Source organism: Bradyrhizobium sp. Ses1, from assembly GCF_059512365.1.
Map to the genome: position 1 here is coordinate 36759 of NZ_JCAMOQ010000040.1, position 19984 is coordinate 56742.

The window sequence follows — 19984 nt, forward strand, 5'->3', positions numbered from 1 at the left end:
ACATTTGGATCCGCCAGGAGGAAATCGCACCATGGCCACCGGCGTGAACGAGGAGTCCAACCCGATGGTCGTCGATGTCCCCAGCTACATCGACCGACAGCCGGTCGGCACATTTCAAATTCAGGTGCTGCTGATTTGTGCGGCGGTGCTCTTTATCGACGGATTCGACACGCAGGCCATCGGATACGTTGCGCCCGCCCTGGCGCAAGAATGGAAGCTGCCGCGCGATGCGCTTGGACCAGTGTTCAGCGCCGGATTATTCGGCCTGATGATCGGCGCCTTGATCTTCGGCCCGCTCGCCGATCGGATCGGCCGCAAGCGGATCATCGTGGCCAGCACCGCTGCATTCGGCATCGGCAGCCTGCTAACCATGCTGGCCCAGGATGCCACATGGTTGATGGCGCTCCGTTTCCTCACCGGTCTCGGCCTCGGCGGCGCGATGCCAAACGCGGTTGCAGTGACCTCCGAGTTTAGCCCGCACCGCCGTCGAGCAACCATGGTGATGGCGATGTTTGCCGGATTTTCCGTCGGCGCGGCGCTCGGCGGTTTGCTCGCGGCTGCGTTGATCCCCGCTTTTGGCTGGCGCTCGGTGTTTCTGGTCGGCGGCATCGCGCCGCTCCTGCTCGTGCCAGTTCTTGTGCATTCGCTGCCGGAATCGATCCGCTATCTCGCATTGACGGGCGGGCGCGATCGCGAGGTCGCCGGGTTGTTGCGGCGCATCACGCCGGAGGCGACGTTTGCGGGCGACGTCCGCTTCGCCGTGCAGGAGCCCAAGCTGGCCGGCCTGCCGGTGGTCCATCTCTTCACAGAGCAGCGGAGCGCCGTCACGTTACTGCTCTGGATCGTATTCTTCATGAGCTTGCTCGATCTCTATCTTCTCTCAAACTGGCTGCCGACGGTGCTTCATGATCTCGGTGTCTCGGTGTCGGTTGCCGCGGCGATCGGCGCGATGCTGCAGGTCGGTGGCGTGGTCGGCACCTTCGCGCTCGGCCACTTTATCGACCGCTTCTCGTTCCGCGCGCTCGCGCTCACCTATCTGTGCGCTGCGGTCGCGGTAGCGGCGATCGGCTTGAGCAGTCATTCGACGAGCCTCATCACCGTCGCGATCTTTGCTGCCGGATTCTGCATCGTCGGCGGGCAGATCGCCTCGAATGCGCTGACTGCAACGTTTTACCCGACCGCGATCAAGTCGACCGGTGTGGGCTGGGCGCTAGGCATCGGCCGCATCGGCTCGATCGTCGGTCCTTTGATCGGCGGCCTCATGCTTGCCCGTAACATGGAACCACAGCCGCTGTTTGCCGTAGCCGCCATTCCGGCGCTGATCGCCGCGACGGCAGCGCTTTTCCTGGCCCGTTCCGTGCCCCGCTGAACGCCCAAGGCCGGCATGCACCTACCTGACGTGTTTCCTCGAAACTCCCCAAGCCGCGCCTCCCGCACACCGTCTCGGTCGAACGCATCGACCCCGTATACATAAGGGATTATGCCACTCCCTCCGAATTGATCAGAGGTCGCTTGCGCTGTACGCCCCAACGATAGCCTGCGATCGAACCATCCGCCTTTCACGACCCGATGACGGCGGCGGAAAGCCGGCGATCCAAAACACCGGCTCGTGCACTGCCGTGGTGATGTGACGGAATTCCGGGTGGGCCGGATTGATTAGCGTGTTGTGGTCCACCGGCGCGATGACGCTCGGCACCATCAACATGAGACTCCTCTTTTCGAGACAGCAGGCCTCGCCAAAACACTTGCTAACAAAACTGTCGCCCGCCCCCAAAGCGCTCACCGGGTTCACCTTTGGGCCTCGCAGCCGCAACGTGCCTGAGCGAGTTGCGAGCAGTGCCCCATCACGTCTGGTCACAGCAAGATGCCAGTCACGGCAAGCTTGGAGCCTCGACGAGGTCTCCGATGCAGAAATGAGCCATGTGCGCGACGGCTTCTGCACTGTGGTAGTCACCGAACTCGGCAGTGGCTTCCTTGCCGGCGTACATTCGGGCGATTCCAGCGCCACCAGGGTGATGGGATGCCCACTCGGTGATGTCGTAAACTTTTCCCGAGATGATGATCCAGCAGTCGTCTCGCGTGTTATGCAGGGCGACCTCTTCGCGCGTGACCGGGCGTGTACCCTTGGCGGGAGCAGCTGGCTTCCAGAGCTTGGAGGTGATCGCGGCGTAGTTGGCCTTGGCGGCTCGGCGGAAGTCCCACGGTCCTAGCCTCTTGGAAGGCAATTCGGTGCCGATATTGCGGGCGTCGTACGCGTAGATCCAGGAGTCGTCATCACCGCCGCGCTTGTCGTGGGCAAAGACCGGGCTCCTCCGCTCGTCGAGCGTCTCGAGTAGCGCCTTCCGCGCAGCGGTGTCCTTGGCCCGCAAGTGATCGAAGGCAAATTTGGATCCGAGTTGGAAGCGGGTGGCGCGGTAATGCCGCACGCGTTCGTAATGCAACATCGCTGTAGCCACATCGCGCTTGTGCAGGGCGAAGGCACAGGCGATCGCGGCGGCGTCCTCGAAGGACTGCGCGGCACCCTGGCCAAACGTGGGAAGCATCGGGTGCGCTGCGTCCCCGAGCAGACAGATACGGCGGTTGATCGACAGGTTTGTCGACCTTGAACAGGTCCGGCGGGACTTGGCGCCTTTCTACAGCAGCATCGGTCGGCCTTCGATCGATCCCGAGCTGATGATCCGGATGCTCCTGATCGGTTACTGCTTCGGCATCCGATCGGAGCGGCGCCTGTGCGATGGGGTTCACCTCAATTTGGCCTACCGGTGGTTCTGCCGGCTCGGTCTGGATGGGGCGGTGCCGGATCATTCGACATTCTCCAAGAACAGGCATGGCCGCTTCCGGCAGAGCGACCTCTTCCGTCGCGTGTTCGAGAGCGTGCTACGCCGCTGCATCGAGGAACGACTGGTCGGCGGTGAAGGATTTGCAGTCGATGCGAGCCTAATCAAGGCCGATGCCAATCGGCAGAAGGGGATCGAAGGCGATAAGGGACTTCCGCCGGAGGCTACCGGCCGAGCAATTGATGAGTATCTGGCTGTCCTCGATGATGCCGCTTTCGGAGCCGCGACCGAGGTTACCCCGAAGTTCGTATCGCCCTCCGACCCGGCGGCGCGACGGGGGGCGCACGGCGGCCAAGCGTTTCGCCTATTCGACGAACTACCTGGTCGACTCTGTGTCGTAATAGAGCTCGATGATGTGGGCGTCAGGATCGCGGCGGCGGAACGCCGGCCTCTGCCCCACGTCGCCATCGGTCATCCACTCCCTTCCTTGCTCGGTCCGGGCTCGAAGCCCTTGCAACTTTTCGGGTTGAGGAAGACGCCGGAGCTGTCCCTCGCTCTGCTACAGGCTCTCTCGCCTTTGGGTGCAACGGGCTCAGTTCCAGCAACGGGCGGTTCTGATCCAACCGCCCGTTCGCACATTCCGACAGATTTCTGGGACACAAGGAGGTTGAGGAAGGTCTTCTCAACCTTCTCCCTTGGCTGCGTCCCACCCATACCAATGGCCAAGCAGCAAGATGAGCAATCCGGCGAGCAACATCGGGATCCCGGCAACATAGAGAATATGTTGAGGGCTCAAGTGGTACGCGAGCAACGCGCCGATCAACAGCGGGCCACCAATGCCCCCTAACCTGCCGATGCCAAGCGCCCAACCCACGCCGGTTGACCTGATCGCGGTCGGATAATAAATCGCCGCCAACGCGATCACGCTCTTCTGTCCGCCGCTGACACAAAACCCGGCACAGAACCCAGCCACGATCATGATCCAGCTTGGCTTGTCGATCGAATAGCCGAACGACAGAACGAACAGGACGCCCGCCAGATAAACAGTGCCAAGTGAGCCATAGGGCCCAATGCGGTCCATCGCCGGTCCGATCGCGAATGCGGCGACGATGCCACCAACGGTGGTCATGGTGGTAGCGAGCGCCACTGTGCTGAGGGAATGGCCGACATTCGTCAGCATCGATGGCAGCCAGCTTTGCAGCGCGTAGAACTCCGCAAGGTTCAGCACGAACACGATCCAGATCACCAGCGTTCCTGCTGCGCGCCCGGACGAAAACAGGCTTCCGACTGCGCCGCGCCGCTCGCCCACCTCGGTGACGAACTTTGTCGGTCCCTCCACCGGCAGCGCGCCATCCACCCGGCGCACCACGCGCCAGACTGTATCCGGCTTCGCTTTGGTGCGAATGAGGAAATCCATCGACTCCGGCAAGAACATCAGCGCCAGGATCGCGACAAGCATGGGCGCCGCGCCGCCGATCCACAGCATCGAGTGCCAGCCGTATGCAGGAATAGCCCACGCAGCGACGGCGCCGGCTGCGACGAAGCCTAGCGAGAAGCCGCAATAGATCGCCAGCACGAAGGTGGCGCGCAAGCGAGCAGGACTGAACTCGGTCGTCAACGCGATGGCGCTTGGCACCACCGAGCCGAGCGCAGTACCGGTAACGAAACGAAGCGCCATTAATTCAGTGACATTGGTTGCAAAGACGGTGGCAAACGTCAGAAGTGCGAACGCAAACGTCGATATGACCACAAGCTTGCGATGGCCGAAGCAGTCCGATAACGGCGATACCAGCAGATAGCCCACCATCAATCCAGTCAGCGCCGACGAGAAGATCGGCCCGAGCAATTCTCGAGAGAGCCCCCACTCTTTTGCGATCGACGGCGCCATGTAGCTAATGGCCTGCGTGTCAAAACCATCGAGAAACATGACGAGTCCGCATAACACCACAATCCCGTATTGCGTGACGCCGGTGCGGCGCGAATTGATGAAGGATGGGACGTCAAAAGCAACCTCCGTACTGCTCATTTCCTCACCTTTGCTGGCCAAATGATTTGGTCCAATTTGTTTCTTGATCTTGAAACGGCGCGGCTATGCCGACACGAAGAGCGCGCAGAATTGTCAGCCGGCAGCTTGCAAGACTTGAACCAATGTTGGGTCGGATGATCCGCTCGGGATGAACGCATCGGCGTAAAAGCGATCACTTGGCAATCCGCAGCGCGTCGTGAATTCATTGCGCGCGGCTTCGATCATCATCGGATTCCCGCAGGCATAGACGTGCCGGTCCGACAGATCGATAAGATCCTCGAGTACCGCGACGTGAACCAGTCCACGACGTCCCGCCCAGTTCGGGTCAGCTTCAGACAGCACCGGAATGAACGTGAACCACGGATAGCGCTTCGCCCATTTTTCGCAGGTCTCCGCGAGATAAAGATCGGCGGCGGTGCGTCCGCCCCAATAGAAACGTACCTCGCGGTTGAGCCGCCGCCGGATCATGTCATCGAGCATGGACTTCAACGGCGCGAAGCCTGTACCGGTCGCGACGAATACGTAGCGCGCCTGATCGTCCTCGCGCAGGTAGAAATCGCCGAACGGCACCTCCACCTCGAGCTCGTCGTCGAGCTCCAAGGAAGCCAGCACTCTCTCGGAGAACGCGCCGCCGGGCACATGCCGGATGTGGAGCTGAACGCAGTCGCTTTCCTGCGGCGCGTTAGCCATGGAGAAGCTGCGCTCGTCGCCATCCGGCATGCGGATGCGCAGATACTGCCCGGCCTTGAACTTGGCACGAATGCTGGCCGGAAAGCGCAGCTGCAGGATGGCGACATCATCGACCGGGCGCGACATGCGAAACACCCGCGCCTGGATTTTCTTCCGCGCCAACGGATCATGACGCTGAATGCGGCGCGGCCGGATGGTGAGATCGCTCTTGGCCGTGGCCGTGCAGAACAGGACTTTGCCGGCCGGACCGGTCATTTCCTTCGAGCGCTGTTTGACATCGCCCTTGCTCAGAAAGCCTTCGCAGGATGCGCAGACACCCTTTCTGCAGGAGTAGGGCATCGTGTAGCCCGCACGCTCCGCTGCGACGAGAATGGTTTCGCCGTCATGGCACGTGAAGTTGATGTCGGCGCCTTCGACTGCGATTGTGTGGGTCATGGGATTGCCTTGAATTGACTGGCACCTGCGACGAGCTGGATGCAGCGCAGGACGGGCGTGGGATCGGCAATGCCCTTCCCCGCAATGTCGAAGGCGCTGCCATGGCCGACGCTTGAAAACATCAGGCCCGCACCGATCGAAATCGCCGCCGAATTCCGGCCCGCCAGCAGCTTGATCGGAATGTGTCCCTGATCGTGATACATCGCCACGAACGCATCGAAGCCCTGCTGACCAAGCATCAGATCGGCGCCCACCGGCCCCTCGATATCGATGTCTTCCGCCTTCAGTCGCTCGACCAGCGGCTTGACGATGCGATCGTCATCGTCGCCAAAAAGCCCGCCCTCGCCTGCGTGAGGATTGATGCCAAACACACCAAGCTTGGGGCGTGCAACGCCGAGATTCTTCAAGGCATCGATCGTTGTGCGAATAGCGCGCTCGATCAGCGTTGGCGTAAGCCGTTCAAGCGCATCGGCAAGCCGCTCATGCAATGTCACATGAGCGATCCGCAGCCCCGCACCGACCAGCATGAGGAACACTTCATCCTCCGGCACCTTCTTCAGCCGTGCCAGGAGGCTCGGATAGCCGGAGAACCTGATGCCGGCAGCGTTGACATTGGTTTCGGAATGCGGACAAGCCACGATGCTATGAGCCCGCCCCACTTTCATTAGGTCGAGTCCCGCCTCGACATAGGCGACGGTGGCGCGGCCACCCTCCGCACGCCCATGTCCAGGCGTGAAGGCTCTTGGGTCAAGCGCGGCAACAGGATGATAGAGCAACGGCCGCTTGTCAGTGGATGCCCCGGCCTGCGTCAGGGTCAGGCCGGGTGCGAATTTGTCCGCGTAGAAGCGGATGACATGCTCGTCGCCAACCAGGATTGGAGATGAGCCGGGCTGCGCTTCCGCACACAGCACCGCAGCCTTCACCGCGATTTCAGGGCCGATCCCATTGGGATCGCCAATGGTCAGCGCAACAGCTCTCGAGGTCATAACGGCAGCGCCAGCAGCGTGTCGATCCGGGAGCTGTCGCATACGACGGTCCGCTCTTGCAGTTGCGCCAATCGGTCCGCGATCTCATAGACATCGAAATAGCGACCGGTGGCGTAAATCGATGTGTCGCCATCCTGCAGGATGCGCGCCACCAAGAAGGAGGTCTCGCTACGCACCTTTGCTCCGTCTTCCGACAAGATCGACGGCTGTCCGAGGATGTGACGATAAGTCTGCCGCTCATAGATATTGGCTTCGCGCAGCGCCGAGACGCGATCAATCAGCATGCCGCGGGAGTTGGCAAACACGATGCCGGCCTCGAGCCCCTCGCGATAATTCGATGCGGTCGTGATCCTGTAGAGGCACGGGCCATGAAACAGGCTCGGCCATTCCTCGAGGCGATCGTCATCGATGCAGCGCGAGTACTTCGCCTGCGCTTCGATGATATATTGCAGAACGCTGCTGGTCATCGCGTATCCTCAGAGTCCCATGTTGGCGCGATACGCCTTCCAGAAGCCGCGCACTGACGCCTCGGTCACCCGGCTCTCGCTGCTATTGGCATCGGCTCCGCCCATCTCGAGGACAGCATGATCGTCGCTTGCGCCGGCAACGCCACGCTGCACGAAGCCGCCGACACAGCCATCTTCCATCGAGATGTATCCGGCCGGCCCAACCAGGTTGCCCTGCTTGATACGTGTCAGGCGCTGCTCGGGCGTATCATCAGAGAAGCCGAGATAGGTCCAGTTCAGATCGGTCCTGTCGACCGCACGCGGCACGATCTGGCGAACCGCAATGGCGTTCTGGATCTGCTGCAGCACGAAGGTCGGGAACACCGACAAAATCTGCAGCGTGCAGCCATCGCGATATTCGTCGAAACTTTCCAGCAAGCTGGGATCGGCGAGCTTGTACTCGCTCTCCGAGCGCAACTGCTGCTTGGCGTAATCCACGTCCTTTTCGGCCTCGCGATCGATCGCCGAATAGCTGACGTGGTGCCCGCCGCTTTCATCGACTATGATGCCGCCCTTCATCGACAGCCGGTTCAATTCGAATGTCGTGAAGAAAAGATGCAGAATGCTGGCGTGATAGGAGTCCTTGACGTTCTCCATATAGAGCTTCCAATTGTTTGGAAGCACCTGGGTAAAGCGCCCGAGCACCACGGGCGTGCGACCGCCGAGCACGCGCTCGATGCGGTTCAAGATCTCTTCGCCGAGATATTCTTCGATCGACGGCACGTCCTCAGAGAATGAACCGAAGATCAGGCCGTGAATAATCGCGATGCGCAGCTTGCGCGGACCGTGCTGCTCCATCTTGAACGAGTCGGGCATGCCCCCCTTGCCCTTGATGCCGTCCTTGAAGGCGACTCCCGTCAGATTGCCCTGCGGGTCGTAATTCCAGGCGTGATACACGCAGCTGAAATCCTTGCGATGCTTGCCGCGGCTTTCCAGACAGATCAACGCGCCACGATGGGCGCATCGGTTTTCGAACGCGTAGATTTCATTGTCGGTGTCGCGAGTTACGATCACGGGCGTATCGCCGATGTGCGCCGTGAGGAAATCGCCCGGCTCCGCCAGTTCAACTTCCAGCGCGAGATAATGCCAATTCGGCCCCTGGAAGATCTTGCGCTGCTCCTCCGCGTAAATCGATTGATCCTGGAACACCCAATACGGAACGCGGGTGAGCCCCTCCGGCCAGTTGACCAGATTTGCTCGTTCCGGCGGCAAAACGATCTTGTTCATCAGCGCTTCCCTCACGCTTGACTTCACGTTCGATCTGTTCGAATATCGAACAAGTGTCTTTATTTCGAACACCTTGAGCCACTCTAAAACGGCTGTCAAGGTGAGCTCAGCTATGGCGATCGCGGAAACCCAAGAGAGACGTGAAGGGATGGCGGGGCTCGCGAAAGGCCTCGCGATCATCGAGGCATTCTCGGTTCACCCCGTGATGAGCGTCGCCGACGCCGCGCGCGCTTCAGGCGCTACACGCGCAGCCGCGCGCCGATGCCTCCTCACCCTGGTCGAGTTGAATTACCTCGAGCTGTCGGGACGAGACTTCCGTCCTCTTCCTCGTCTTCGCAGGCTCGGCGGCGTGATGTCCGACCGCGATAAGCTCGTGCAGATCGCACAGCCGCTGCTGGAGCGCGCCCGCGATGAAGCCGCGGAATCGATTTCGCTGGCGGTGCTGGACGACAATCAATCGCTCTTCATTGCGCGCGCGCAAGCCGAGCACTACGTCCAGACCGGCGTTCGCGTCGGCGCCTATCTTCCGCTCTATTGCTCGGCGACAGGCCGCATCCTGCTCGGCGGCCATACTGATGACGACATCACGCGACGACTGAGCCGGCAACCGATGAGCGCACGCTCGCCGCGGACGCTGACCACTATCCCGGACATTCTGTCTGCGATCCGGACCGCAGCGAAGAACGGCTATGCGATCAGCGACGAGGAGCTGGCGCCGAGCATCAGATCAATGGCCGTCCCGGTGCTTGCCGCGGACGGCGACATCGTCGCCGCCGTCAGTGTGAGTGCGGCCACGGCCCGCGTCAAAGTCAACGATCTGCGCAAACGTCTGCTACCTGTGCTACTCAACTGCGCGAACCAGATCGCCCGGCCGTTGAAGGAGCTGCGCTGAAGGCTTCCCGCCGTTAGAACACCGGAGGCGGTCATGCGCCCATCTCAGTCCGCTCGGCGCACAAGAGAAGTGTTGGCAGTTTGTCACCAAGAAGATTGCTGATGCCGAGACCAATAGCCGAGTTTTGCTGTGCGTACCCAGCCAACGGCCACGCCGAGATTGGTCAATCTAAGTCAGCAGGGCCGAAAGCGCCGGCGACGCCAGTGAAGCGGCCGCCATGCATAGAAGTGCAATAGCGACGACATCCTATTGGCGCTCGGAGCGCGTTCACGTTTGCTGCGATTTCAGTTGCTTATCCCAACGATGAAAATCCAAAGGTGAAGCAGGCCCCCAAGGCGAGCGCCCGCGGCTTGCGCGGCCGATCAGCGCCCTCGCCGGGACAGCGAAACAATCAGCGCCCGTCGGCGAGCTCCTCCAACCCCCGTTTTGCCGGCTCTATCCCCCAAGCCATCACCGCGACGATCTGAATCAGCAGAAGGCCGATCATCAGGGATGTCACACCACCTATGCCATAGGCCCTGAACAATCCGAGCACGATGAACGGAGACACGATAGTCGCACCGCGCCCGAGCATGTTGCAAATGCCGTTGGCACGGAGCCGGACTTCGGTCGGGAACAATTCGGGGGTGTAGACGCCGTAGAGCAGCGCGACCAGGACATAGATTGACAGTAGCAGGCAGAACCCGATGGCGACGAAGGCCACGGGATCGGAAAGCATGGGATAGATCAGGCCGAACGCGATCGTGGACACCGATCCGGCGACGATCGTTGGCCGTCGGCCGGCACGGTCCGCCAGGACACTCCCCAATGCGCAACCGATCGGCGCGGCCAACGACATGACAAGAGTATAAGCGAACGACTTCGTCAGCGTCATGCCCTGTTGAACGAAGAAGGTCGGCAGCCAAGTCACGAAGCCGAAGATCAGGGTATTGATCACGATCAGAACGATCGACCCGAGGATCAAGCGGGGCAGCAGGACCGGCCCGAACAATTCCGCCGCGCTGAAGCTCTTGACCGCGGCGGGGGGCGGCAATGGCGGCAAGGCGGACGCACCACACTCCTTCTCGATTTCGGCGACGATGGCTTCCGCTTCCTCGGTACGACCCTTGGTTTCGAGCCAGCGCGGCGATTCCGGCAAGGCCTTTCTGAGGTACCAGACAAACAGCGCGCCAGCGCCGGCGATGAGGAACATCGCGCGCCAGCCGACCAGTGGAATCAGGGCCGAACCCAACAGGGTCGTGGCGGGCAGGCCGCTCACCACGATCATGGCCATCAGCGCCAGCCACTTGCCACGCGACGCGGGGGGCACGAATTCCGTGAGCGAAGAGTAGCCGACGACGATTTCGGCGCCGAGGCCGAGTCCCATCAGCAGTCGGGCTGCGATCAGCCATTCCATGGACGGCGCGAACGCGGCCCCTAGAGAAGCGATCCCGAACAGGAGCAGATTGAACTGGTAGGTGAAGCGCCGTCCATAGGAGTCACCGAGAAAACCCGCGGCTAGAGCGCCGATCGTCATGCCCATGAAGGTGACCGACACGAATTGCGCATTCTGCGCCAGGGTCGAAAACTTGCTCGCGAGTGTGGCGCCCAGCACGCTGGTGCCGACATACAGATCGTAGCCGTCGAAGAACATCCCGGCCCCGATCAGCCAGAATATTCGTGTGTGGAACGCTGAAATCGGCAAACGGTCGAGCCTGGCTCCCGACTGGACCGACATCGTTGCTGAGGCGGCCGTCAAAGCCGTCGTCTCTGCCACTACACTCATCGTTTCCCCCTGTTTTATTTTCTAGTTTGGTCGATCCATTCCACAATCTGCTCCGGTGAGAGCGGATGCATCGTGACGAAGAGCGCTTCTGGTCCGAGCGCATCCTGGATGGCGGAGATCACGCAGGCCGCCGCGGGTATCGTGCCACCCTCGCCGGCGCCCTTGGCTCCGATCGGATTGCGCGGCGACGGCGTCTCGATGTGATGGATCTCAATATCCGGCATCTCGGCAGCGCCTGGCAGCAGGTAATCCGCATAGGTCGCGGTCAACGGCTGCCCCGCCTCGTCGTGCCGCATATGCTCGAACAAGGCGTTGCCGATGCCATGCACGACCCCTCCCCTGATCTGGCCATCGACGATCAGCGGATTGATCAATCTTCCGCAATCATGCGCGACCACGTAGCGGGTGATCCGGGTATCACCGGTTTCAGGATCGATTTCGACTTCGCAGGCCTGAGACCCGTAGGCGAAGGCGAGCTGGTTCGCTTCGAAATAGCCGGTCGCCGCCAGGTCCGGCTCGACGCCGGCGGGGATGGGCACGCCGGCGGAGCCGGACAGAACCCGCGCGATGGTCGATAACGGCACGTTCATGTCGGGCACGCCCACCACGCGAACCTGCCCGTTTTCGATCTCCAGATCGTGCTCGCCCGCCTCCAGCATGTGAGCGGCAACCTTGATCGCCTTGTCGCGCACCTTGCGCGCCGCGATCTCGACCGAAGACCCCGCGGTGACGGCCACGCGACTCGCGATCGTGGAGATCCCAAGCGGAAAGATGCGACTGTCGGCGGCCTTGATGGTCACCTGGGACAGATCGACCCCAAGCGCATCGGCGGCGATCTGGGCCAACGTCGTCGCATGCCCCTGGCCCTGGCTCGCAGCGCCCGTCGCGACTACAACCTTGCCGGCCGGCGTGACGCGGACCGAGGCGCCCTCGAACGGCCCAAGGCCGGTGTCCTCGACGCAGGACGCAAAGCCGAGTCCAAGCAGACGGCCGCGAGCCGCAGCTTCGGCGCGGCGCCGCGCGAAGCCGGCGGCACCGATCTTGTCGAGCACGAGCGACAGCGCCTTCGCGTAATCCCCGCTGTCATATGCGACCGGTGAGCCGTCGCGCATTTTTCCGCCCGTCACATAGGGCATCTGCTCGGCGCGGACAAAACTGCGGCGACGCACTTCCTCGCGCGGCAGATTCAAACGTCGGGCAACGGTATCGGCAAGGCGCTCCAGCACGAAGGCGGCGTTGGGTCTGCCCGCGCCCCGCACTGGCGACGTCGGCACCAGATTGGTCAGGACGACGTCGATCGACAGATCGAACGCGGCAAGGGCGTAAGGGCCCGGAAAGGACGCCAGGGCCGTGGCCGGCAGAATGAGTCCATAAGGCGCATAGGCGCCGTTGTCATGAATGCAGTGGCCGCGTACGCCCAACATGCGGCCGGTCGCATCGCAGGCGACCTCCAGCGACCAGAACTGGTCGCGCTGCTGCGTGGTGGCAAGGAAGTGCTCCTGCCGGTCTTCGATCCACTTGACCGGACGGCCGCAGGCGAGCGCGGCAAGCGCGACGGCGAATTCTTCCGGATAGACATTGGCCTTGGGGCCGAACCCGCCGCCGACGTCCGGCGCCGTGACGCGAATATCGGCTTCATCGCGGCCGAGATATGTCGCCAGATGCCGCCGCACCATGTAGGGCGACTGCGACGAGGTCCAGAGCGACAATTCGCCTGATCGGGGCTCCGGCGCCGCGACAACGCCGCGACATTCCATGGCATGGCAACCCCCGCGATGGATTTCGAACGTCTCGCTGAACCGATGCGCCGCTGCGGCGAAGACCGCGTCGACATTGCCATGAGACCCGCGCAGCGTGGCGATCACGTTGCTCTCCCGGCCCGAATGGGCCCGCGGCGCGCCGTCCGCAACGCCTTGGCGTGCGTTTGCGACCACCGGGAGATGCTCGATGTCGAGTTCGACCGCGGCCAGGGCGTCCTCGGCCTCGGCGCGGCTGTCGGCGAGAACCATAGCGATCGCCTCACCGACATAGCGAACCTCGTCAACGGCAAGCGGGCTGCAGGTAACCGGGCTCTTCAGCAGGGGATGAGGCGCCATCGCCGGCATCGGCCCTGAACCGAAGCCGGCAAAATCCGCCATCGCATAGACCGCGCGCACGCCCGGCATCGACAGCGCAGCCGACGGATCGAGGTTCCTGACCCGGCCGTGCGCGACCGACGAACGGAGGAAGACGGCGTGCAGCATGCCGGGAAGGACGACGTCGTCGACATAGGTCCCCCTGCCCGTGAGAAGACGGGGATCTTCGAGGCGCGGAACGGCGGCGCCGAAATAGCGCGTGCTCATCGCGTCCCCCTGCGCGCTTTGGCTGCATCCAGCGCCGCATCGACAATGGCCTGATAGCCGGTGCAGCGACAGAGATTGCCCGACAGCACGTCCCTGATCTGCTCGCGCGTCGGCGAAGCTTCGACGCGCAGAAGAGCCTCGATCGTCATCAACATGCCCGGCGTGCAGAAGCCACATTGCAGCGCGTGACGATCACGGAAGGCCTGCTGGAGCTCCGAGAGCGACTCTGGCGTTCCCAAGCTCTCGACAGTCTCCACCTTCGCGCCATCGGCTTGAACGGCGAGCATCAGGCAGGCGCGCGCGGGCCGCCCATCCACGATGATCGTGCAAGCGCCGCACACCCCATGTTCGCAGCCGACATGCGTACCGGTCAGCCCGATGGCCTGACGCAGGAAATCGGCAAGGTTGACGCGGGCCTGGACCTCGGCCTCGACGGCTTCGCCGTTGACGGTCAGATGGATCTTCCGGGCGCTCATACCGCTTCCCTCGCGGGGCGGGCGGCCTCGGCGAGCGCGCGCCGGGTCACGACGCCGGCAAGGCGCCGCCGATAAGCGGCGGAGACATGCACATCCGCCATCGCATCGAGCGCGCTCGCTTGGGCGGCCACCTCGGCCAGCAGCGCCTCGCTGAATGTCTGCCCCACCAGCATCCGCTCAGCTTCAACCAGCCTGATCGGCGCAGGCTCAACACCGAACACGACGATCGCAGCGCGCCCGATGCGAGCATCTTCCGCAAATTCGAGCAGCGCACCCGCGCCGGCGATGGCGAAATCGCCGCGCCTGCGCGCATATTCGCTGAAACCGTAGCCGTGGCCGGCCGGCCAGCGGCGCAACCTTATCGACTGCAGATATTCCCGTTCTTCGAGCGCAGATTCGAGATAGCCCTTGAACCAGTCGCCGCCCCTCACGATGCGCGCGCCGTTTGGCCCCGCGACGTCGAACTCGGCGTCGAGCAGCGCGCACAGGGCCGGCAATTCCGCCGCTGGATCCAGATGGCAGCAGCTTCCTCCGATCGTGCCGCGTGAACGTGTCTGGAAGTGACCAACATGAGCCAGCGCCTGGCGAATGATCGGCGCCGTTGCGGCGAGCTCCGCGGATGCGTGCAGATCGCACTGCCGCGTCATGGCCCCAAGCACAACGTCGTCCGCGGAAAGGCGGATGCCGGCGAGATCCGGAATGCGGTTGATGTCGATCACGTGGTCGGGCGCGACCACACGGAAATTCAACATCGGCACCAGCGACTGGCCACCCGCCAAAAGCTTGGCGTTCTCAAGCTCTGCGAGCAACCCGATCAGATCATCGCGGCTGCGCGGATCGTGATAGGCGAACGGAGGCGCTTTCATCGCCGGCTCCCTAGGGCACGATCGGCGAGCGCGAGAGCGCCGACAACACACGCTTGCGCGCGCGGCCGGCGTGGCGCGCCAGAATGCGCCCCGCCCGCTTGCCATCGCGCGCCTGCAGCGCCGTGATGATCTCGCAGTGCTCGGCGATCAGCGCCTCCTGCTGGCCGCCGGCCTCGCTGCTGCTGATGCTCACAATGACGAGACGATCGAACTGTTCGATCAGATCGATGGCCGCGTCCCGCATGCGCTGGTTCGTGCACAGACCCGCGATCGCCAGATGAAATTCGCGGTTGTATTGCACAAAGGTCGGCTCGGCCTCCGCTACCCCAGCAGCGAAACCGTCGATGGAGCGGAAGTGATCGAGGCCACGCAGGGCCTCATCGGTCGCCTCGGATGCCACGCTCGCCGCGCAGGCAGGTTCGAGGATAGCGCGGAATTCGAACAGATCGCGCGCGTCCGCAATCGAGATCGGCGCGGCTCGATAGCCCTTGCGCGGGCTGATCACCACCAGCCCCTCAGCCTCCAGCCGCAGCAGCGCGTCGCGGACCGGCGAGCGGGACACCGCGAAACGCTCGGCGATCTCGGCGTCCCTGATCTCGGCGCCGGGGCGGATGGCGCAGCTCAACAGCTCCCGGCGGAGAACACCGTAGATATCAGAGCGCATCAGCTGGTAGGGAATTTCGTTCATCTGATATATTATAGACTTCTTGCCGTGACTGACAAGCCACTGAAAATACTTTCCGTCTGTGCTCAAATAAGCTAGATCGGGGTAGGTCTAGGCTAGATTTTTTCTTGCCATAATATTCCAAGGGGTCGCACGTGGAGCTCAAACCAGTCACCCTTGCCGCAGATCGCCTGACGGCGGTTCAGGCGGGTTCGGGCCCCGATCTTCTGGTCATTCATTCGCTTCTGGCGGACCGGACGGCCTTCAATCCCGTCCTGCCCTGGCTCACGCAGCGTTTTCGCGTCACCCTCGTGAACCTGCCCGGCTTCCACGGCTCGGCCTGCATCCCGCCGGGCATCGAGGGCTACGCAGATCATCTCGCCCAACTCTTCACACCCCAAGGCCTGTCTGAACAGACCGTGGTGATCGGCAACGGGTTCGGCGGCACGGTTGCAGTCGCGATGGCGCTGCGGCACGGCGCGAAGTTCGGCAAGCTCGTCCTTTCCGACGTAGCTGCCGGTTTTCCGCCGGAAGGCCGCAAAGCCTTTGAACTGATGGCCGCCAAGGTGGCGAACGAGGGTATCGGTTCGGTCGCGACGATTTCGGCCAGCCGCGTCTTCCACGAGTCTTATCTCGCCGCGCATCCCGGTGCCGTCGACGAGCGGCGACGCGTATTGCTCGGCATCGATCCCCACGGCTTCATCGCGGCCTGTCGCAGCTTGATGACGGCGGACCTGACGCCGCAGCTCGGCGCGATCCGCAAGCCCACGCGCGTCGTGTGCGGTGAGCTCGATGCCGCCACCCCGCCTCCCCTCTGCCGGTTGCTGGCCGACAAGATCCCTGGCGCGTCCTATCGTGAACTGCCGGGATGCGGGCACTGTCCGCCCCTCGAGCAGCCGGAGGCCTTCATTCGGTCGATCGAAGATTTCCTGTCATGACAGGCCCGCACCGGCGCCGTCCTATCCCGGCACCTGTGAGCGGTACCAATCGAGGATCTCGGCCCCGGTCCACATCACGACGCCGTCGTGGCCGAGAATGTAGTCGTAAAGCATCTCGAGATATTTGATCCGGTGCGGCACACCCGTCAGATAAGGGTGGATGGAAATGGCCATGACGCGCGGCGCCTTGGCGCCATCGAAATAGAGCCGATCGAATTGATCACGGCCGCGGCGCAGGATTTCGTCTGAGGGCTGCTGCTGTACCGCGCTGATGACGACGTCATTGATTTCGACCGTGTAGGGAACGGAGATGATGTCGCCGTGGCGCGTCTTCAGGGGAATCGGCTGCTCGTCGAGCACCCAATCGGCGACATATTCGATGCCGGCTTCAGCGAGCAGGTCCAGCGTCTCGTCGGTCTCGGTGAGGCCCGGGCTTTCCCAGCCGCGGGGCGGCCTGCCGGTGAATTTCGTGATCGCAGCGATCGTGTCGGCGATCGCCGACTTCTGGTCCTCGACCTTGTGCATCGGCTTCTGCACGAAGCCGTGCCCCATGAAATCCCATCCCGCGTCCCGCGCCGCCTCGCATGCTTCGGAATAAACCTCGCAGACGGAGCCGTTGAGCGCGAACGTCGCCTTCAGATTCCGGCTGCCCAGCGCTTCCAGGAATCGCCAGAAACCGACGCGCATGCCGTATTCGTGCCAGGCCCAGTTGGGAACGTCAGGCAGCAGCGGCTGCCCCATCGGCGGCGGCAGCACAGCGCGCGGCATCGCACCGTTAGGACTCCAGTTCTCCACATTGACGATGGTCCACACCGCCACCCGCGCATCGTTAGGGAGCTTGAGCGCCGGTCTACGGTGGATCGGGCTGTAGGACAGCCGGTTGCGAAGACTATTGCCGACGGGCTCGGACATCTCTTCCTCTCTTTCAACCTTCGCACAGCAGCTTCAGCGCCGTGCCGCAGCAGATGCATTGACGTTCCTGCGGTGCGATCGCGGGAACCGCGTCTATCGTCGCACCGGGATCAGCATCGGCCATATCGAAGGGCGCATCGGTTCCGATGCAGACGTGATCGGCGCCGACAAGGTCGATGAGGTAACGCAGCGCCTGCGGCTCGAAAACGAGGCTGTCGAAATAGATCCGCTTGAGCAGCTCCTTCGGGGAGGACTTGCTGATGCCGTTGGCTTCGCTGCGCACCGCGTGTCCGTGGACGAGCCGTCCGATCTGGTAGGGCGCAAAGCCGCCACCATGCGCCAGGACGAGCTTCAGGTCGGGCAGTTCATCGAGCCGGCCGGAGAACATGAGATTGGCCAGCATTATCGTCGTGTCCAGCGGATTGCCGATGAGATTGGTGAGATAGTAGTTTTCGAGCCCGCTCTTGGCCCCGACATAATAAGGATGCGCGAAGACGAAGACGTTGAGCTCGCTGGCGCGGCGCAGCAACGGACGAAAGCGCTCCTCGGCGAGCTGCGCGCCTTCGATCGAGGTGCCGATCTCCACCGCCCTGAACCCGTAGGCGCGAACGATGCGCTCGAGTTCGGCGACGGCGGCATCCGGATGCTGCATCGGCACAGTCGCCATGCCGCGCAATCGGGCGGGCTGGACGCCGACCATGTCTGCCACGCCATCATTGACGAGGCCGGCGACTTCAAGCGCCAGATCGGCATCGGCCCAGTAATAGAACATTGGCGGCGCCGGCGAGATCACGGAGATCTCGATGCCCTTGCGGTCCATGGCGGCGAGCTTGGCCTCTGTCTGACGAAATTCCTCGAACAAGGGATAGACGTAGCCCTGGTCATGAATGATCTTGCGCGCAGCACCTTCGCCTTCGACACGCGCACGGAAGCGCTTGGGATCGGCGGCGATGGCGCTGACGATGCGATCGGGAATGACGTGACTATGGATGTCGATCTTCATGCAGTCGGGCCTCAATGCACGCCGAGGAAGCGTATCAGCGATTGGGGATTATCGACCAGAGCCGACGCATCCGCCTCGTGGACGATCTTTCCGGTCTCGATGACGTAGACGCGGTCTGCGACCGCAAGCGCGCTGTAGAGGTTCTGCTCGACCAGCAGAATCGCCAGACCCGCCTCCTTCAGCCGCGCGATGATCCCTTCCAGATGCTGGACCATGACCGGCGCCAGTCCTTCCGAGGGCTCATCCATCAGGATGAGTTCAGGGTCGATCATCAGCGCGCGCGCCACGGCGAGCATCTGTCGCTCGCCGCCCGAGAGCTGGTTGCCGCGGTGCTGGCGCCGCTCCGCCAGCCGCGGGAACAGCTCCATGACGCGATCGACGGTCCAGCCGTCGCGAGCGCGGACGGACTTGATCATGGTGAGATGTTCGGTAACGGTGAGCGAGGGGAACAGCCGCCGCCCTTGCGGCACCAGCGCGATCTTGCGCCCGGCGATCTCGTGCGACGTCATACCGGTCAGGACTTCGCCCTTCCACGCCACGCTGCCCCGGCGCACCTGGGGCGCCGACAAGCCCATCACCGAGCGGATCAGGCTGGTCTTGCCCATGCCGTTACGGCCGAGCAGCGCGACCACCTCGCGGTCACGCACCGTGAGCGAAGCCCCCTGCACCACATGGGCCTCGCCATAGAAACTATGAAGATCGCGGATCTCAAGCATGACGGTGCGCCTTGCCGAGATAGACGTCCTGGATGTCAACGTTACCGCGAATCTCTGCCGGTGCCCCCTCGGCCAGGAACCGGCCGTTGTTGAGGCAGGTCACCCAGTCCACCAGGGAGAGCACCAGGTCCATATCGTGCTCGATCAGGACGATGGTGATCTCCGCCGGCAGACTGCGGATGACGTCGGCGACGATGACACGCTCGGCCGGCGAGAGGCCGGCGGCGGGCTCATCGAGCAGCAGCAGCCGGGGATTCGGCGCCAGCGCCATCGCCATCTCGAGCTGGCGCTGCTCGCCATACGACAATTCGCTCACCAGCGATCTTGCACGTGGACCGAGCCGCGATAAACCGAGGGCGCGGTCAGCCTGGCCGCGTTCGGTATCGGTCAGCCCGCCCGAACCGAGCAACGAAAACTTGCGCGGCGTCAGGCCGCAAAGCGCGAGCTGCATGTTCTGCTCGACCGTCAGGCTCGGAAACAGATTGGTGATCTGGAAGGTGCGGCTGATGCCGCAAGCGGCTCGGCGGTGAGGCGGCATCCTCGTGATGTCGCATCCATCGAATTCGACGCGGCCGGACGTCGGAGGTACCACGCCCGTGATGGCGTTGAACAGCGTGGTCTTGCCGGCCCCATTGGGGCCGATGATGGCTCGTCGCTCGCCACGTTTGACCCGCAGGGTCACGTCGTCAACCGCCTTCAACGCATCGAAGGAGACGCCGACGTGGTCGAGCTTGAGGATAGTGTCCGGCACGCGCTTTCTCGT

At 62.9% G+C, this 19984-nt stretch carries 19 protein-coding genes and 1 pseudogene; 4 read left to right on the forward strand and 16 right to left on the reverse strand.

Features of this window, described 5'->3' with window-relative positions; all coding sequences use genetic code 11:
* Positions 1-31: 31 nt before the first annotated feature.
* Positions 32-1369, forward strand: coding sequence for an MFS transporter (locus tag AC5ZG5_RS32750; protein WP_456645854.1), 1338 nt, complete (start codon positions 32-34; stop codon positions 1367-1369).
* Between the two features lie 132 nt (positions 1370-1501).
* Here AC5ZG5_RS32750 and AC5ZG5_RS32755 read toward each other — a convergent pair whose 3' ends face one another.
* Entirely contained in the window at positions 1502-1705 is a 204-nt protein-coding gene (locus AC5ZG5_RS32755) for a hypothetical protein (protein ID WP_456645878.1), read from the reverse strand.
* Between the two features lie 166 nt (positions 1706-1871).
* A complete protein-coding gene (locus AC5ZG5_RS32760) occupies positions 1872-2543 on the reverse strand; it encodes a cytochrome b5 domain-containing protein (RefSeq protein ID WP_456645855.1) in 672 nt (223 codons plus the stop codon).
* 16 nt (positions 2544-2559) lie between these two features.
* Between AC5ZG5_RS32760 and AC5ZG5_RS32765 the strand changes: the two are divergent.
* Positions 2560-3166 (forward strand): annotated as a pseudogene (locus AC5ZG5_RS32765) (transposase); the annotation flags it as partial.
* A gap of 293 nt (positions 3167-3459) precedes the next feature.
* Here the strand turns inward: AC5ZG5_RS32765 and AC5ZG5_RS32770 are convergent.
* From AC5ZG5_RS32770 to AC5ZG5_RS32790, 5 genes are all read right to left on the reverse strand, one after another.
* A complete protein-coding gene (locus tag AC5ZG5_RS32770; protein WP_456645856.1) occupies positions 3460-4803 on the reverse strand; it encodes an MFS transporter in 1344 nt (447 codons plus the stop codon).
* 93 nt (positions 4804-4896) lie between these two features.
* Positions 4897-5928, reverse strand: coding sequence for a 2Fe-2S iron-sulfur cluster-binding protein (locus tag AC5ZG5_RS32775; RefSeq protein WP_456645857.1), 1032 nt, complete (start codon positions 5926-5928; stop codon positions 4897-4899).
* Positions 5925-6914 carry a PdxA family dehydrogenase gene (locus AC5ZG5_RS32780; RefSeq protein ID WP_456645858.1) on the reverse strand — a complete coding sequence of 330 codons (990 nt, stop codon included), beginning with the start codon at positions 6912-6914 and terminating at the stop codon, positions 5925-5927. The genes AC5ZG5_RS32775 and AC5ZG5_RS32780 overlap by 4 nt, the downstream gene beginning before the upstream one ends.
* Positions 6911-7381 (reverse strand): aromatic-ring-hydroxylating dioxygenase subunit beta, encoded by a 471-nt coding sequence (locus tag AC5ZG5_RS32785; RefSeq protein ID WP_456645859.1) that lies wholly within the window; start codon positions 7379-7381, stop codon positions 6911-6913. Before AC5ZG5_RS32785 ends, AC5ZG5_RS32780 begins: the two co-directional genes overlap by 4 nt.
* A 9-nt stretch (positions 7382-7390) precedes the next feature.
* Positions 7391-8647 (reverse strand): aromatic ring-hydroxylating dioxygenase subunit alpha, encoded by a 1257-nt coding sequence (locus AC5ZG5_RS32790; protein ID WP_456645860.1) that lies wholly within the window; start codon positions 8645-8647, stop codon positions 7391-7393.
* On the opposite strand from AC5ZG5_RS32790, the gene AC5ZG5_RS32795 reads away from it, so the two are divergent.
* Positions 8640-9539, forward strand: coding sequence for an IclR family transcriptional regulator domain-containing protein (locus AC5ZG5_RS32795; RefSeq protein WP_456645861.1), 900 nt, complete (start codon positions 8640-8642; stop codon positions 9537-9539). The two genes, AC5ZG5_RS32790 and AC5ZG5_RS32795, sit on opposite strands and share 8 nt — an antisense overlap.
* Positions 9540-9930: 391 nt before the next feature.
* Here the strand turns inward: AC5ZG5_RS32795 and AC5ZG5_RS32800 are convergent, their stop codons facing one another.
* The 5 genes from AC5ZG5_RS32800 to AC5ZG5_RS32820 are packed head-to-tail and all read right to left on the reverse strand — an operon-like array spanning position 9931 to position 15676.
* Positions 9931-11304: an MFS transporter gene (locus tag AC5ZG5_RS32800; RefSeq protein ID WP_456645862.1), complete on the reverse strand. Its 1374-nt coding sequence runs from the start codon at positions 11302-11304 to the stop codon at positions 9931-9933.
* 14 nt (positions 11305-11318) lie between these two features.
* Positions 11319-13646 (reverse strand): xanthine dehydrogenase family protein molybdopterin-binding subunit, encoded by a 2328-nt coding sequence (locus AC5ZG5_RS32805; RefSeq protein ID WP_456645863.1) that lies wholly within the window; start codon positions 13644-13646, stop codon positions 11319-11321.
* Positions 13643-14122: a (2Fe-2S)-binding protein gene (locus AC5ZG5_RS32810; protein ID WP_028168269.1), complete on the reverse strand. Its 480-nt coding sequence runs from the start codon at positions 14120-14122 to the stop codon at positions 13643-13645. The genes AC5ZG5_RS32805 and AC5ZG5_RS32810 overlap by 4 nt, the downstream gene beginning before the upstream one ends.
* Positions 14119-14988, reverse strand: coding sequence for an FAD binding domain-containing protein (locus AC5ZG5_RS32815; protein WP_456645864.1), 870 nt, complete (start codon positions 14986-14988; stop codon positions 14119-14121). The genes AC5ZG5_RS32810 and AC5ZG5_RS32815 overlap by 4 nt, the downstream gene beginning before the upstream one ends.
* Positions 14989-14998: 10 nt before the next feature.
* Entirely contained in the window at positions 14999-15676 is a 678-nt protein-coding gene (locus AC5ZG5_RS32820) for a GntR family transcriptional regulator (RefSeq protein ID WP_130226064.1), read from the reverse strand.
* Between the two features lie 131 nt (positions 15677-15807).
* On the opposite strand from AC5ZG5_RS32820, the gene AC5ZG5_RS32825 reads away from it, so the two are divergent.
* Complete coding sequence (locus tag AC5ZG5_RS32825) at positions 15808-16590, forward strand: alpha/beta fold hydrolase (RefSeq protein ID WP_130226063.1); 783 nt, start codon at positions 15808-15810, stop codon at positions 16588-16590.
* Between the two features lie 21 nt (positions 16591-16611).
* Here the strand turns inward: AC5ZG5_RS32825 and AC5ZG5_RS32830 are convergent, their stop codons facing one another.
* The 4 genes from AC5ZG5_RS32830 to AC5ZG5_RS32845 are packed head-to-tail and all read right to left on the reverse strand — an operon-like array spanning position 16612 to position 19972.
* Positions 16612-17502, reverse strand: coding sequence for a polysaccharide deacetylase family protein (locus AC5ZG5_RS32830; protein ID WP_456645865.1), 891 nt, complete (start codon positions 17500-17502; stop codon positions 16612-16614).
* 13 nt (positions 17503-17515) lie between these two features.
* Positions 17516-18505, reverse strand: coding sequence for an amidohydrolase family protein (locus AC5ZG5_RS32835; RefSeq protein ID WP_456645866.1), 990 nt, complete (start codon positions 18503-18505; stop codon positions 17516-17518).
* An 11-nt stretch (positions 18506-18516) separates the two neighbouring features.
* On the reverse strand, positions 18517-19221 hold the full coding sequence (locus tag AC5ZG5_RS32840) for an ABC transporter ATP-binding protein (RefSeq protein ID WP_194392549.1): 705 nt from the start codon (positions 19219-19221) through the stop codon (positions 18517-18519).
* Positions 19214-19972, reverse strand: coding sequence for an ABC transporter ATP-binding protein (locus AC5ZG5_RS32845; protein WP_130226059.1), 759 nt, complete (start codon positions 19970-19972; stop codon positions 19214-19216). Before AC5ZG5_RS32845 ends, AC5ZG5_RS32840 begins: the two co-directional genes overlap by 8 nt.
* Positions 19973-19984: the final 12 nt, after the last annotated feature.